Origin of the sequence: Pseudomonas sp. NFACC43 (genome assembly GCF_900119645.1) — a bacterium.
Lineage (GTDB): Bacteria > Pseudomonadota > Gammaproteobacteria > Pseudomonadales > Pseudomonadaceae > Aquipseudomonas.
The window spans coordinates 368,645-382,585 of the sequence record NZ_FPKK01000001.1; the positions used below are offsets into that span (position 1 = coordinate 368,645).

Here is a 13,941-nt window from a genome sequence, read left to right on the forward strand (position 1 = left end):
TTCAGCGCTGTCCGACCAGTAACGGACTCGACGCGTTCAAAACAACAACAAAACCACAGGAAGGTCTCACCATGCTTGAATCCAGACATTTGCTCACGGCCCTCGGAGTCGCTCTGATGATCGCCACCCCTGCTTCCCAGGCCGCAGGCCTGACCAATGAACACGGCCCGTTCGGCAAGACCGATGATGGCTCTCCGGTCGAGAAGTATGTGCTGCGCAACAGCCATGGCATGCAAGCCACCGTGATCACCTACGGCGCAATACTCCAGTCGCTGGTCGTGCCGGACAAAAACGGCAAGGCCGCCGACGTAGTACTCGGTTTCGACGACGTCCAGGGTTATCAGAAAAACGGCAGCGTGTATTTCGGCGCCACCATCGGCCGCTTCGGCAACCGCCTGGCCGATGGCGCCTTCGAGCTGGACGGCAAGCGTTATCAGGTACCGCAGAACGACCATGGCAATTCCCTGCACGGCGGGCCGCAAGGCTTCGACAAACGAGTGTGGAAGGCCGTGCCCCATGACGGCAAGGATTCGGTGGGGGTGACCCTCACGTACCTGTCGGCCGATGGCGAGATGGGCTTCCCCGGCGCGCTGAAGACCGACGTCACCTACAGCCTCAACGAACAGAACGAACTGCGTATCGACTACCAGGCCACCACCGACAAGCCCACGGTGCTGAACCTGACCAACCACAGCTACTTCAACCTCGCCGGGGCCGGAAACGGCGACATCCTCAAACAGGTGGCGACACTCCACGCCAGCCATTACACGCCCGTGACCGGCAAGCTCATCCCTACCGGTGAAATGGCCCCCGTGGCAGGCACCCCGATGGACTTCACCAAGCCCATCGCCATCGGCACCCATATCAAGGCTGACCATCCACAGCTCAAGTTCGCCGAACCGAAACAGGGTGGCTTCGACTTCAACTGGGTCCTGGACGCCAAGGGTGATGTGAGCAAACCGGCCGCCGATGTCTACGACCCGCAATCGGGACGGCGCCTGCAGCTCTATACCACCGAGCCTGGCGTACAGTTCTACACCAGCAACTTCCTCGACGGCACGGTCAAGGGCAAGCAAGGCAAGACCTACCCGCATTGGGGCGCGTTTACCCTGGAAACCCAGCACTTCCCCGACTCGCCCAACCAGCCGAATTTCCCTTCGACACGGCTCGATCCGGGCCAGACCTACACCCAGACCATGGTGCTGAAGTTCTCCGCCAAGTAAGCCGCCCCCCGATCGCTCCCACATCCGCCGCCTGGCGTGTGGGGGCGAGTCTCGCTGCGAAAGGGAATGGCGCAGGCCTCCCGTCGATCCACCAGAACACTTGGTCTATCCTGCTGCCACACGTCTGATGTTCAAGCACATAGGAGACAGGCATGAAGACTCTGGAGTTGGCTGGCGTGTCGGTACCCGTCATCGGCCAAGGCACCTGGCGCATGGGAGAGGAGCCGTCCCAGCACAAGAAGGAGGTCGCGGCCCTGCGCCTGGGCATCGAGCTGGGCATGACCCTGATCGACACGGCGGAAATGTATGCCGAGGGTGGCGCCGAGACGGTGGTGGGCGAAGCGATCATCGGCCTGCGGGACCAAGTGTTCCTGGTGAGCAAGGTCTACCCACACAACGCCAGCCGCAAGGGGATCCCCCTCGCCTGCGAACGCAGCCTGCGGCGGCTCGACACCGACTACATCGACCTCTACCTGCTGCACTGGCGCGGCCAGTATCCACTGGAAGAGACCGTCGAGGCCTTCGAACGCCTGCGCGAGGAAGGCAAGATCGGCCGCTGGGGCGTATCGAACTTCGACGTCGCGGACTTTGAGGAACTGGCCTCCCCTGCCTGCGCCACCAATCAAGTGCTGTACAACCTGCAAGAACGCGGCATCGAATACGACCTGCTGCCCTGGTGCCAGCGATCATCCATGCCGATCATGGCGTACTGCCCGGTCGGCCAGGGCGGACGTCTGCTCAAGGACCACACCCTGGCGCAGATCGCCGAGCGTCATGGGGCAACCCCGGCCCAGGTTGCCCTGGCCTGGTTACTGCGCCAGGACAACGTCATCGCCATCCCCAAGGCCGTGCAATCGGAACACGTGCGCCTGAACGCCGAAGCGGCGAACCTGAGGCTCGAACCCCAGGACTTCACCGCCCTCGACCTGATCTTTGCGCAACCCCGAGGCAAGCAACGGCTGGCGATGGTTTGAAGCCAGGCTCTGGACGCAATTTTCATTGATCCTCTTTCGAAGGAACATTACCGCACCTGTTCCTTTTCCTGACTGACCGGTGGATGCAAGATGACGTTAGCGTTGCTGCTCGCCCTGTTTCCCATCGCACTGTTGATCGCCCTGGGGGCCTGGCTCAGGCAATCGGGCTTCCTGGCCGACAGTTTCTGGCCGCAGGCCGAACGCCTGGGTTACTACGTCTTGTTGCCATCGCTGTTCGTCCATGGCCTCGCCACCGCTCAACTGAGCGAGGTGCCGGTACGCGAGATGTTCGTGGCGCTGGTGATGTCGACTGTCACGGTAGCGATGCTGCTGGCGGGTTCGCGGCGCCTGTTCCAAGGCACTGATGCGGCCTTTACCTCGGTGTTCCAGGGTGGCGTGCGCTTCAACAACTATGTCGGCGTCTCTGCGGCGGCAGGTTTGTTCGGCACCTCGGGCATTGCCTTGGCGGCGGTGGCGAATGCGGCGATCGTACCGACGGTGAATATCCTCTGCGTACTGATCTTCGCCCGTTTTGGCCCAGGCGGACGGCTACCGCTGAAGCGGGTGGCCAGGCAGTTGGCGACGAACCCGCTGATACTGGCGTGCGCGGCGGGCATCCTTCTGCAAGGCACCGGTACGGGGCTCCCGCCGGGAGCGGACGCCGTGCTCAAGGCGCTCGGCCAGGCCTCGCTGCCGCTGGGCCTGCTGTGTGTCGGGGCCGCCCTGGAACTGAAAACGGCCCGGGCCTGGCTCAAGCCCATCGGCATGTCCTCGTTCACCAAATTCATCATCATGCCGGCCGTGACCCTGATCGCCTGCCGCCTGGTTGGCCTGCAGGGCGACGCAGCGATTGCCGTGTTGCTGTTCCAGTCGCTGCCGACCGCCTCCTCGTCCTACATCATGGCCCGGCAAATGGGCGGTGATGCCCCATTGATGGCCGGCATCATCGCCGGCCAGACACTGATCGCCGCCCTTGCCCTGCCGGTCGCGGTGCTCACCCTTTCGCCCTGGGTGACAGGCAACGGCTGACTTCGCAACAGGTTTCATGACTCCCCTCCGAAATCCGGCGGCGCTGCTAGGCTGGACTTACCGGTACTCACAAAAACAATAGTCTGGGGAGAAATTCATGTTCACGACAGTCCGTCGATTCAGCCGTTGCATCTGCATTGCCGCAGCCCTTGGCGTCACCACGCTCGCCACACCGGCCCTTGCGCTGGACACCGTCAAGTTCATGGCCCCTGGCTCCGTGGGCGGGGGCTACGACCAGACCGCACGGATTCTCGGCAAGGCCCTGGTCGAGGCCAAAAGCGCCAAATCCGTCACCTTCGAAAACAAGGGGGGCGCCGGTGGCACCCTGGGCCTGGCGCAGTTCGCCAACGGCAGCAAGGGTGACCCCAACGCCCTGCTGGTGGTGGGCGCGATCATGGTCACGGCCGTGGAGCAGAACAAGCCCCAGATCACCCTCAAGGATGTGACCCCCATCGCCCGGCTGTTCACGGAGTACAACGTGCTTGCCGTCCGCCAGGACTCGCCCTACAAAAACCTCGCAGACCTGCTCAAGGACTTCAAGGCCAACCCTTCCAGCATCAAGTGGGGCGGCGGCTCCAAGGGCTCCATCGACCACATCGGCATCGCGGAACTGGCCGGCAAGATGGACGTCCCGGTCAACCAGGTGAACTACGTCGCCTACGCCGGTGGCGGCGAAGTGGTTGCCGCCACCTTGGGCGGACATATCACGGTGATCACCGGCGGGTACGCCGAGCTGGCCAAGTACGTGCAGTCCAAGCAGTTCCGCTTGCTGGCCATTGGCGCCCCCAACCGCGTAGAAGGCATCGATGCCCCCACCCTCAAGGAGAACGGCTATGACGTGGTCATCGGTAACTGGCGCGGTGTCTACGGCGCGGCAAACCTGACGCCGGCACAGCGCCAGGAAGTGACCGACGCGGTCATGGCCGCCACCCACAGCAATATCTGGCAGGAGAACATCAAGGCCAACGCCTGGACCCAGAGCATTCTGACCGGCGACGAATTCGGCAAATTCGTCGATGAGGAGCATGCCCGCCTGCGCGCCATGCTGGTCAAGGTCGGGCTGCTCTGACATGGCTCGTCCGAACGGGATTGTGCCGGCTCAACTGGCAATCGGCCTCGGCGTGATTGCCATTGGCTCGGTCCTGGCCATCGGCGCCTTGCGATTTCCCCCCGAAATGGGCTTCGTCATCCTCGGGGCCCACGTCTATCCCTGCGCCGTCGCCGCCTTCCTGGGCGGCGTGGGGGTGCTGCTGAGCTACCAGGCGATCACCGGGGGCTTTCGTGACCTGTCGACAGACAGCAAGGCCAGCGGTGCGCGGGTCGGCGCAAAGCCGGGAGCGGCCTGGGTGACCGCCGGCATCCTGGCCATCGCGCTGCTCATCGATGTCATCGGCTTCGTACTGGCCGCCGCCCTGCTGTTCGCCTGCGCCGCCCGTGGGTTCGGCAGCCGGCATCCCTTGCGCGACCTGGCCATCGGCATCGCCCTGACCTTGCCGATCTACTGGCTGTTCAACACCGGGCTGGGGGTCGCGCTGCCTCCCCTCGTCAACGCCTGGATCTGACCTGAGTCGAAGGAGATAACGCCGTGGATATTCTCTTGAGCCTGGCCTCGGGTTTCGCTTCGGCGCTGGACCCGGTCAACTTGGCATGGGGTTTCATCGGCTGCCTGCTGGGCACGGCCATCGGCGTGCTGCCAGGTATCGGACCGGCGCTGACGGTGGCCCTGCTGTTGCCGATTACCGCCAAGGTCGACCCTACCGGGGCCTTGATCATGTTCGCCGGGATCTACTACGGCGCCCAGTTCGGCGGCTCGACCACCTCCATCCTGCTCAATACCCCGGGGGAGTCGTCCTCCATGATCACCGCCCTGGAGGGCAACCTCATGGCCCGCAACGGGCGCGCGGGGCCCGCCCTGGCCACGGCCGCCATCGGCTCGTTCTTCGCCGGGACCGTCGCCACCGTGTTGCTGACCCTGTTCGCCCCCGTCGTGGCAACCCTGGCGCTGAGATTCGGGCCGGCGGAGTATTTCGCCATCCTGGTGCTGTCGTTCACCACGGTATCGGCGGTCCTGGGTGCGTCGATGCTGCGAGGTTTCGCGTCGCTGGGCATCGGCCTGACCATCGGCCTGATCGGCCTGGACTCGACCTCGGGCATCGCCCGCTACACCCTGGGTGTGCCCGAACTGGTCGATGGCATCGAAGTGGTCCTGGTGGCGGTTGGCCTGTTCGCCGTGGCCGAAGCCTTGTACAGCCTGCTCTATCAACAGGAAGAGTCCGCAGGGCGGCACCGCATGACATCGTTGTGGATGACCCGGGCCGACTGGAAACGCTCCGTCCCCGCCTGGATCAGGGGAACCCTGATCGGCTTTCCCTTTGGTTCCATCCCGGCCGGGGGCGCGGAAATCCCTACCTTCCTGTCCTATTCGGCGGAACGCAAGTTGAGCAAGCATCCGCAGGATTTCGCCGCCAGCAAGGGCCAGGGCGCCATCGAGGGCGTGGCCGGCCCCGAAGCGGCCAACAACGCCAGCGCCACGGGTTCGCTGGTTCCCCTGCTGACGCTGGGCATCCCCACCTCGGCCACCGCGGCGATATTGCTGGCAGCGTTCCAGAACTACAACCTGCAGCCGGGCCCGATGCTGTTCCAGACGTCCGGTGAGCTGGTCTGGACGCTGGTGGCGTCGCTGTACATCGGCAACCTGATCCTGCTGGTGCTCAACCTTCCCCTGGTGGGGCTGTGGGTCAAGCTGTTGCAGATTCCCCGGCCTTATCTCAACGCGGGCATCCTGGTATTCGCCTCCATCGGCGTGTACGGCATGCGTCATTCCTCGTTCGACCTGCTGCTGATGCTGGCGATCGGTTGGGGCGGGGTGCTGATGCGGCGTTTCGATTTTCCCGTGGCGCCGGTCATCGTCGGCATGCTGCTGGGGCCGATGGCCGAGAAACAACTGCGCAACGCGCTGTCCATCAGCCAGGGCGACTGGACGGTGTTCCTGACTCAACCCATTTCGGCCACCTTCCTTGCCCTGACCCTGTTGGTACTGGCGGTACCTCACCTGCTGCACATGCGCGGCATCCGCTTGCATGAGGACGACTGAGATGTCGTGTCGATTCGCGAATCCGCATCGTCCGGGCAGTCTGCTCAGAACAGCCCCATCTGCCCGCCCACCAGGGTCATGAAGTCATCCCCCACGAACGGCAGGATCGCATCCGCCACCGGTTGCAGTTGCTTGGTCACGTAGTGGTCGTAATCGATGGGCGCGCTACGGGTCTCCAGGGGCTCGGGACCGGCAACGGTGATGACATAGCTGATCCAGCCGCCACTCTGGTATTGCCGCGGACGGCCCTGGCGCTCGTTGTGCTCGTCGGCGATGCGGGCGGCCCGAACGTGGGGCGGGACATTGCGCTCGTAGTCGTCCAGGGGGCGGCGCAGGCGCTTGCGGTAGACCAGCCGGTCATCGAACGCCCCGGCCAGCGTGCGCTGGACATAATCGCGCACGTAGTCCTGATACGGCTTGCGGTGGAAAATCCGCTCGTACAACTCTTGCTGGAATTGCCGGGCCAGGGGCGACCAGTCGGTGCGCACGGCCTCCAATCCCTTGTAGACGATCTCGTCGCTGCCGTCGGCGCGGGTCACCAGACCGGCGTAGCGTTTCTTGCTGCCCTCCTCGGCCCCGCGGATCGTGGGCATGAGGAAACGCTTGAAATGGGTTTCGAACTGCAGCTCCAGCGCACTCTCCAGGCCGAACGTATCACGCACATGCGCTTGCCACCACTGGTTGACGTAGGCCACCAGTTCCCGGCCGATGCTGGTCGCCTCCTCCTGATCGTGGGCACGGCGCAGCCAGACGAAGGTGGAATCGGTATCACCGTAGATCACCACATGCCCTCGGGCTTCGATCAACTGCCGGGTCTGCTGCATGATCTGGTGGCCGCGCAAGGTAATGGACGAGGCCAGCCGCGGATCGAAGAAGCGACAGCCACTGGAACCGAGCACCCCGTAGAAAGCGTTCATGATGATCTTCAAGGCCTGGGACAACGGCGCGTTGTGTTCGCGCTTGGCGGTTTCCCGGCCTTCGGCGACCCGCGCCACGATGGACGGCAGGCAATGGCGGGTGCGCGAGAACCGGGCGCCGCGAAAGCCCGGGACCGACTCGCTATCGTCGGGGTGGCGCAGGCCTTCGATCAAGCCCACCGGGTCGATGAGGAAGGTGCGGATGATCGACGGATACAGGCTCTTGTAGTCCAGCACCAGGACCGATTCATAGAGTCCCGGCTGGGAATCCATCACGAAGCCGCCCGGACTGGCCTCGGGCGGACGCTGGCCAAGATTCGGCGCAACGAACCCCTGGCGGTGCATCAGCGGCATGTACAAGTGCGTGAAGGCCGCCACCGAACCGCCGCTGCGATCCGCCGGCAGGCCGGTGACGCTGGCGCGCTCCAGCAGGAACTTGAGCAGTTCGGTCCTGGCAAAAATCCGCGTCACCAGCTCGCAGTCCTTGAGGTTGTAGCGGGCCAGGGCCGGTTTGTCCTCGGCGAACATGCGATTGATCTCGTCCATGCGCTGATAGGGGTTATCGATGGACTTGCCCTCCCCCAACAGCGTCTGGGCGACATTTTCCAGGCTGAACGAGGGGAAACTCCAGGTCGCCGAACGCAGGGACTCGATGCCGTCGATGATCAGTCGTCCGGCCGCCGAGGCAAAGAAGTGATTGTTGCGCGCACCGTGTTCGCGCCATTGCATCTCTTCCCCGCCTCGCCCCAGGCGCAACGGCACGGCCAGCCGCCGGGCATGCTCATGCAACACACGAAGATCGAACTGCACCAGGTTCCAGCCGATGATCGCGTCGGGGTCGAAGCGAGCGAACCAGTCATTGAGCCTCTTGAGCAGCAGCGTGCGGGACTCGCAGTATTCAAGCTGGAAGTCCACGCCACTGTCATCGCCATTGGGCGGGCCGAGCATGTACACCTGTCGTTCGCCGCAGCCTTGCAGCGCGATGGAATAGAGCTCGCCCTGGGCGGTGGTTTCGATGTCCAGGGACACCAGGCGCAAGGTGGGACGGTATTGCGCGGCCGGCTTCATCTGCGCATCGAGCAGCAGGCCGTCGGCACTCGGCGTGCCGCCGAACCAGACCGGCGCGGTGATGAAGCGCTCCATCAGGTAGCGCTCCGGCGGCCGGATGTCGGCCTCGAACACCTCCACGCCGGCACGACGCAGGGTGGTATCGAGCCGCATCAACTGGGCGTGTTGCCGGCAATACAGGCCCAGCACCGGGCGATGCTCGAAATCCAGCAGATCGAGGGGGCGCAATTCGACGTCCTTCTCTCCCTGCAGCAGCGCTTGCGCCTGCCCCCCCTGGACCTGCGGCACGAACGCCACCGACGGCTGCATCGCCAGGCGCACGCGCCGGGGGCCGGCGTCGGTCGCCAGCCAGAACTCGACTTCGGTGCCGGCCGGGGTATCGCGCCAATGCCGGGTCAGGACGAAGCCCTGCTGTAAATCCACCGCTGCAACCTCGAATCATGCGTGTAGCCGGATTCTACCTGTGGCGAGGGGATTTATCCCCTCGCCACAATGGCGCAAGGACAGGCGAATTCACCGGCCATGACGCTTTTGGACGATTGGCCGCCGCTTTATCGCTTGCTCTGCGTCGTTGGGTCTACGATTCTTTAAGCACTGAACGAAAAGTGCCCGCGCAACTTTTCCGACCCCCACTACCCGCACAAGAACAACACCCGAGGCCCGCCATGAAAACCGTCGCACAGTTGCTCCGGATGAAAGACGAGAAGAACCAGCAAGTACACACCGTCTCCCCGGACGACATGGTGTTGCAGGCCCTGATGCGCATGGCCGAAAAGAATGTCGGCGCCTTGCTGGTGGTGAAGAACGACGAAGTGCTGGGCATCATCAGCGAGCGCGACTATGCGCGCAAAATGGTCCTGCATGGCCGCTCATCGGTGGGCACCCGGGTGAGCGAGATCATGGTGTCGCCCGTGATCACCATCGACCCGCACCAGAACGTCGAGACCTGCCTGAGCATCATGACCGAGAAGCACCTGCGGCACTTGCCGGTGGTGGAGGATGGCAAGCTCGTCGGCCTGCTCTCCATCGGCGACCTGGTCAAGGAAGCCATTGCCGAACAGGCCGATCTGATTCGCCAGCTGGAACAGTACATTCGCGGCGAATGACTTCGGCCTTGCGGGTTGCTCGTGCTCGATGACCATCTATAGTCTAGAGAATTTCTGCCGAGCATCCCGATGGCCGATACCCAGCGATTGATCATCTGCGAACATTGCGATGCGGTATACGAGCCGGTGGTGCTCGTCGCGCACCAGAAAGCCTCGTGCGTGCGATGTGGCGCGGTGATCCAGCGCTACAACAGCCTGACCGTCGAAAAACGCCTGGCCTTGAGCATCACGGCGGCGGTGCTGTGGGCGTTCGCCAACATCTATCCGGTGATGAGCATTCGTCTCCAGGGCCTGAGCAACAGCGCTACCCTGTGGGACTCCATCGTAGCCCTGAGCCAGGGACCGATTGCCTTCATCGCCCTGGTGACGGCGGTGGCGATCATCGTCGCCCCGGCCTTCCAGTTGGCGCTTTTGCTCTGGGTACTGGGCTACGCCCATGCCAATCGACGGGCGCCCGGTTTCAACCTGTGCATGCGCGGCCTGGAAACCTTGCGGCCATGGAGCATGCTCGAGGTCTGCCTGCTGGGTGCGCTGGTGGCGGTGATCAAGCTCGCCGGGATACTGGATGTGTTACCCGGCATCGGCCTGTTCGCCCTGGCGGCCCTGAGCCTGTTGATCATCCGGATCGCCGGTCGCGATGTCCGCGACCTGTGGGACAGCCTGTGAACGGCGCACCACGTCAGACACCGCCCATGGCGGCCGACCTGAACCTGTGCCTGTGCCACGGCTGCGGCCTGGCCTGCGACATGAGCGACGAGCCCGAGCGCTGCCCGCGTTGCGATGCCGTCCTGCATCGACGCAAACCCGACGCCCTCACCCGCACCTGGGCCTATATGCTGGCAGCGATGGTGTTCTATATTCCGGCCAACATGCTGCCGGTGATGAATACCCGGATGCTCGGGGACGGTGCCGACAGCACGATCATCAGCGGTGTCATCGAGTTCTGGCACAGCGGTGCCTGGGACATTGCCCTGATCATCTTCATTGCCAGCATCGCCGTGCCGGGTATCAAGTTCGTGGTGCTCACGCTGCTGCTGGTCACCGTGCAACGACGCAGCGACTGGGCCCAGGTGCAGCGGGCCAAGCTGTACCGCCTGGTGGAAGTCATCGGCTACTGGTCCATGCTCGATGTGCTGGTGGTGGCGTTGGTGGCCGCGCTGGTGAAGTTCCAGGCCTTGAGCGATATCGAACCGCGACCGGGGATCCTGTTCTTCGGCCTCGTGGTGCTGTTTACCATGCTGTCGGCCATGAGTTTCGACCCGCGGCTGATCTGGGATACCCCATCGAACGAGGAGGCCATGGATGAAGTCGCAAGTCACTGACGGACAGACGCCGGCACCGGGCCGCGGCCATGTCACCACCCGACGCTGGTCGGTGTCGCTGGTCTGGATCGTGCCGATCATCGCAGTGCTGGTAGGGGTATCGCTGGTGGTCCATAACTGGCTGCAGGAAGGCCCGACCATCACCATCACCTTCAAGACCGGCGAAGGCCTGACCGCCAACAAGACCCCGGTGAAATACCGCAACGTGGTCATCGGCCAGGTCACCGATGTGCAACTGAGCGAAGACCAGAAAAATGTCACCGCCACGGTCAAGCTCAACAAGACAGCCGAGACCTTCACCCACGAAGACTCGGTGTTCTGGGTCGTACGGCCGCGGATCGGTGCGGGCGGCATTTCCGGGATAGACACCTTGCTGTCCGGGGATTTCATCGGGGCCGACGCGGGTCATTCGAAAGTGCGCGCCAAGTCGTTCATCGGTCTGGAGGCACCGCCACCGATCACCTACGGCGAACCGGGCAAGCGTTTCACCCTGCACTCCCAGGACCTCGGTTCCCTGGACATCGGCTCGCCGGTGTACCTGCGCAAGATCCCGGTGGGCCAGGTGGTGTCCTACGCCCTGGACGCCGAAGGCAAGGGCGTCGACATCGAGGTGTTCATCAATGCGCCGAACGACGCCTACGTCACCGAAAACACCCGGTTCTGGAATGTCAGCGGCGTTGACCTGAACGTGGGCGCCAACGGCTTCGCCGTCAGGACCGAGTCGCTCTCGGCATTGCTGGTAGGAGGCATCGCCTTCAGGGCTCCCGAATACAGCCCCAACGATACGCCGGCCGCCGAAAACAAGAACTTCGAGCTGTTCGCCGACCAGCAAAGCGCCCTGGCGCCGCCCAGTGGCAAGCCACAATACCTGGCCCTGCGCTTCGACCAGGCGCTGCGCGGCCTGCGGGTCAACGCGCCGGTCGAATTCCTTGGCGTGGAGGTTGGCCGGGTGGTCGCCATCAACCTGGATTTTGACGAGAAGCAGCGCAGCTTTCCCATCAACGTCGGCGTGGTGATCTATCCCCAGCGCCTGGGCAAAGCCCACGAGAAGCTGCTCAAGGCACTCAATCACAACCCCGAGGACGAAGCCGCATCAGCCCGCCTGATGGGCAGCTTCGTCGAACGAGGGCTGCGCGCCCAGGCCCGCAGCGGCAATTTGCTGACCGGGCAGTTGTACATCTCGCTGGATTTCTACCCCAAGGCCGAAAAAGTCGCGTTCGACCCTTCCGCCCGTCCGATCCGCATCCCCACCATCCCCGGCAGCCTGCAGCAATTGCAGGAACAACTGCAGTCGGTGGTCGAACGGATCGACAAGTTGCCGCTGGAAAGCATCGCCAGCAACCTGGATGGCAACCTGGTGGAACTGCGCAAAGGCCTGGCCCAGTTCAACAGCAAGACCTTGCCAAGCGTGCAGAACACCTTGCAGGACGTGAGCAAGACCCTGCAATCGGCCAACTCCACCCTGGCCGAGGATTCGCCGCAACGCGAGCAACTGACCCAGACCCTGGACGACCTGGGGCGCATGTCACGCTCGCTGCGTGAACTGTCCGACTACCTGAGCCGCCACCCCGAATCGCTGCTGCGCGGCCGTCCCAAGGATGCCCCGGCGCAGAACCTCAGGTTGCCGGTGAACGAATGACTACAGGAGCCCGCCCCATGCCGTCGATGCTGAAACTCACCGTGGTTGCCGTGGCGCTGCTGCTCGGTGCCTGTCGCAGCGACCCGGTTCATTACCACACGCTGAGCCCGGCCCAGCCGATGAGCCAACGGCACGCCCAGGTGGATATCCGCCTCGAACAGGTCAGCGTTCCGCCCCAGGTGGATCGCACCCAGATGGTCATTCGCCAGGGCAACAGCGGGCTGGCGATCCTGGAAACCGAATGGTGGGGGGCCAGCCTGGCGGACGAGTTGCGCAGCAGCCTGGAGGAACAGTTGAGCAACCCTGGCGCGCCCAAGGGACTGCTGCGGGTGGACGTGCAACGCTTCGATTCGATTCCTGGCCAATACGCCCGAATGGATGTGCAATGGCGCTTGCGCAGCCCAGGCAACGAGAACCCTGCGCTCATCTGCCGCAGCTCCCTGCAGACCCCTGCGGGAAACACCATCGACGATCTGGTGATTGCCCACCAGAACAACATCCGCCAATTCGTCGACCTGGTCGTGCGGGCGGTGAACCTCCAAGCCTGCCCATGAGCGGATGAAGCGCCTGGTTCCCGGGCCGCAAGCCTGCTTTCTTACGGCCAGTGCAACGACAGTACCGGCGCAATGCGCGGATGCTGGTCGATGCGCTCAAGTACCCCATGGAACTCAGGTCGCATGTCGCGCATGGCCTCCCGCGTTCCGACCCACTTGGTGATGACTGCGGCAAGAATGTCCAGTGCCCCCGGCTCGGCACCGCTGAAGTACGGCTGCGCCGCAAACTGGTCGGCAAACAGCGCCCAGTTGCGATACAGGCGTTGGCGGGTGCCCGTCACCAATTGCTGCCGGGTCGCCTCGTCCGCTTCGGTGAGCCAACGCTGCGGGAAATCGATGATGCCAATGGGCGTGTAGCAATTGGCGGCGATATAGACCAGGCCCCGTATGGCTTGAGCACGCGCCATCGGCTCCTGGGGCAGCAGCTTCGAGTCCGCAAAGGTCAGCCCCAGGTGAATCAGAATCGCCGCAGCCTCGGTCAGCACCGAGCCATCCGGCAATTGCAGGGTGGGCACCTGTTTCTGTGGGTTCAACGCCTCGAGTCGCTTTGTCGCCTCGTTGTCTTCGGTCGAATAGGCATCGATCCGCCGATAAGGCACGCCACACAGGTTCAACGCGACTTCCACGGCCGAGGAACCGGATTGTCTGTGGCCGAATAACTGATACATGAGCCTGCCTCCTGGAAGGGTTCAGTCGATAGAGCATTCCGGGTCATGGGATGTTCCACCTCGCGGACGACCTGCCTATCCACCCGCCAGGTATCACCGCCATCGATGTTCACCATCATGTCAATGAAGTTCTCTTGATGATTGCCCGGCGCAACAATGGCCCCACACCAACCCACTGCACCCCCGGAGCACACCATCATGAAACGCCAAGTCATCCTCAGCCTCGCTTTTTCGGTCCTGGCAGCCAACGCATTCGCCGCCTCTTCCCACCCGGTCGTTGCCGAAGGCGGCTCTGATCGACTGATTGAAAACCGCGTCGCCGAAGGTGGCTCCGACCGCCTGATCGA

Annotated in this window: 13 protein-coding genes and 1 pseudogene; 12 read left to right on the forward strand and 2 right to left on the reverse strand. The window is 63.6% G+C overall.

Annotated features, from left to right (window positions below):
* The first annotated feature begins 71 nt into the window (after window positions 1-71).
* The 6 genes from BT179_RS01540 (at window position 72) to BT179_RS01565 (ending at window position 6,320) form a co-directional block, all read left to right on the forward strand.
* Window positions 72-1,223, forward strand: coding sequence for an aldose epimerase family protein (locus BT179_RS01540; protein WP_072430419.1), 1,152 nt, complete (start codon window positions 72-74; stop codon window positions 1,221-1,223).
* 152 nt (window positions 1,224-1,375) lie between these two features.
* Window positions 1,376-2,197, forward strand: coding sequence for an aldo/keto reductase (locus BT179_RS01545; RefSeq protein WP_072430418.1), 822 nt, complete (start codon window positions 1,376-1,378; stop codon window positions 2,195-2,197).
* 90 nt (window positions 2,198-2,287) lie between these two features.
* Window positions 2,288-3,226 (forward strand): AEC family transporter, encoded by a 939-nt coding sequence (locus BT179_RS01550; protein ID WP_072394197.1) that lies wholly within the window; start codon window positions 2,288-2,290, stop codon window positions 3,224-3,226.
* A 97-nt stretch (window positions 3,227-3,323) separates the two neighbouring features.
* Entirely contained in the window at window positions 3,324-4,295 is a 972-nt protein-coding gene (locus BT179_RS01555; protein WP_072394194.1) for a Bug family tripartite tricarboxylate transporter substrate binding protein, read from the forward strand.
* Window position 4,296: 1 nt separating this feature from the next.
* Window positions 4,297-4,788, forward strand: a complete 492-nt coding sequence (locus BT179_RS01560; RefSeq protein WP_072394190.1) for a tripartite tricarboxylate transporter TctB family protein — start codon at window positions 4,297-4,299, stop codon at window positions 4,786-4,788.
* 23 nt (window positions 4,789-4,811) lie between these two features.
* Window positions 4,812-6,320: a tripartite tricarboxylate transporter permease gene (locus tag BT179_RS01565; protein WP_072394187.1), complete on the forward strand. Its 1,509-nt coding sequence runs from the start codon at window positions 4,812-4,814 to the stop codon at window positions 6,318-6,320.
* Window positions 6,321-6,364: 44 nt separating this feature from the next.
* On the opposite strand, the gene BT179_RS01570 is transcribed toward BT179_RS01565, so the two are convergent.
* Window positions 6,365-8,728, reverse strand: coding sequence for a DNA polymerase II (locus tag BT179_RS01570; RefSeq protein WP_072430417.1), 2,364 nt, complete (start codon window positions 8,726-8,728; stop codon window positions 6,365-6,367).
* A 242-nt stretch (window positions 8,729-8,970) separates the two neighbouring features.
* Between BT179_RS01570 and BT179_RS01575 the strand changes: the two genes are divergently transcribed.
* The 5 genes from BT179_RS01575 to BT179_RS01595 all read left to right on the forward strand — a co-directional run bounded on the left by BT179_RS01575 (window position 8,971) and on the right by BT179_RS01595 (window position 12,926).
* Complete coding sequence (locus tag BT179_RS01575; RefSeq protein ID WP_053154498.1) at window positions 8,971-9,411, forward strand: CBS domain-containing protein; 441 nt, start codon at window positions 8,971-8,973, stop codon at window positions 9,409-9,411.
* Window positions 9,412-9,480: 69 nt separating this feature from the next.
* A complete protein-coding gene (locus tag BT179_RS01580; protein WP_072394182.1) occupies window positions 9,481-10,077 on the forward strand; it encodes a paraquat-inducible protein A in 597 nt (198 codons plus the stop codon).
* Window positions 10,078-10,103: 26 nt separating this feature from the next.
* Window positions 10,104-10,733, forward strand: coding sequence for a paraquat-inducible protein A (locus BT179_RS01585; protein WP_072394169.1), 630 nt, complete (start codon window positions 10,104-10,106; stop codon window positions 10,731-10,733).
* Window positions 10,714-12,372, forward strand: coding sequence for a PqiB family protein (locus tag BT179_RS01590; RefSeq protein ID WP_072394166.1), 1,659 nt, complete (start codon window positions 10,714-10,716; stop codon window positions 12,370-12,372). The genes BT179_RS01585 and BT179_RS01590 overlap by 20 nt, the downstream gene beginning before the upstream one ends.
* Window positions 12,373-12,389: 17 nt before the next feature.
* Window positions 12,390-12,926 carry a PqiC family protein gene (locus BT179_RS01595; RefSeq protein WP_072430416.1) on the forward strand — a complete coding sequence of 179 codons (537 nt, stop codon included), beginning with the start codon at window positions 12,390-12,392 and terminating at the stop codon, window positions 12,924-12,926.
* Window positions 12,927-12,967: 41 nt separating this feature from the next.
* Here BT179_RS01595 and BT179_RS01600 read toward each other — a convergent pair whose 3' ends face one another.
* Window positions 12,968-13,594 (reverse strand): glutathione S-transferase family protein, encoded by a 627-nt coding sequence (locus BT179_RS01600; RefSeq protein ID WP_072394160.1) that lies wholly within the window; start codon window positions 13,592-13,594, stop codon window positions 12,968-12,970.
* A gap of 198 nt (window positions 13,595-13,792) precedes the next feature.
* On the opposite strand from BT179_RS01600, the pseudogene BT179_RS27090 reads away from it, so the two are divergent.
* Window positions 13,793-13,941: pseudogene (locus BT179_RS27090) on the forward strand (phage infection protein); the annotation flags it as partial.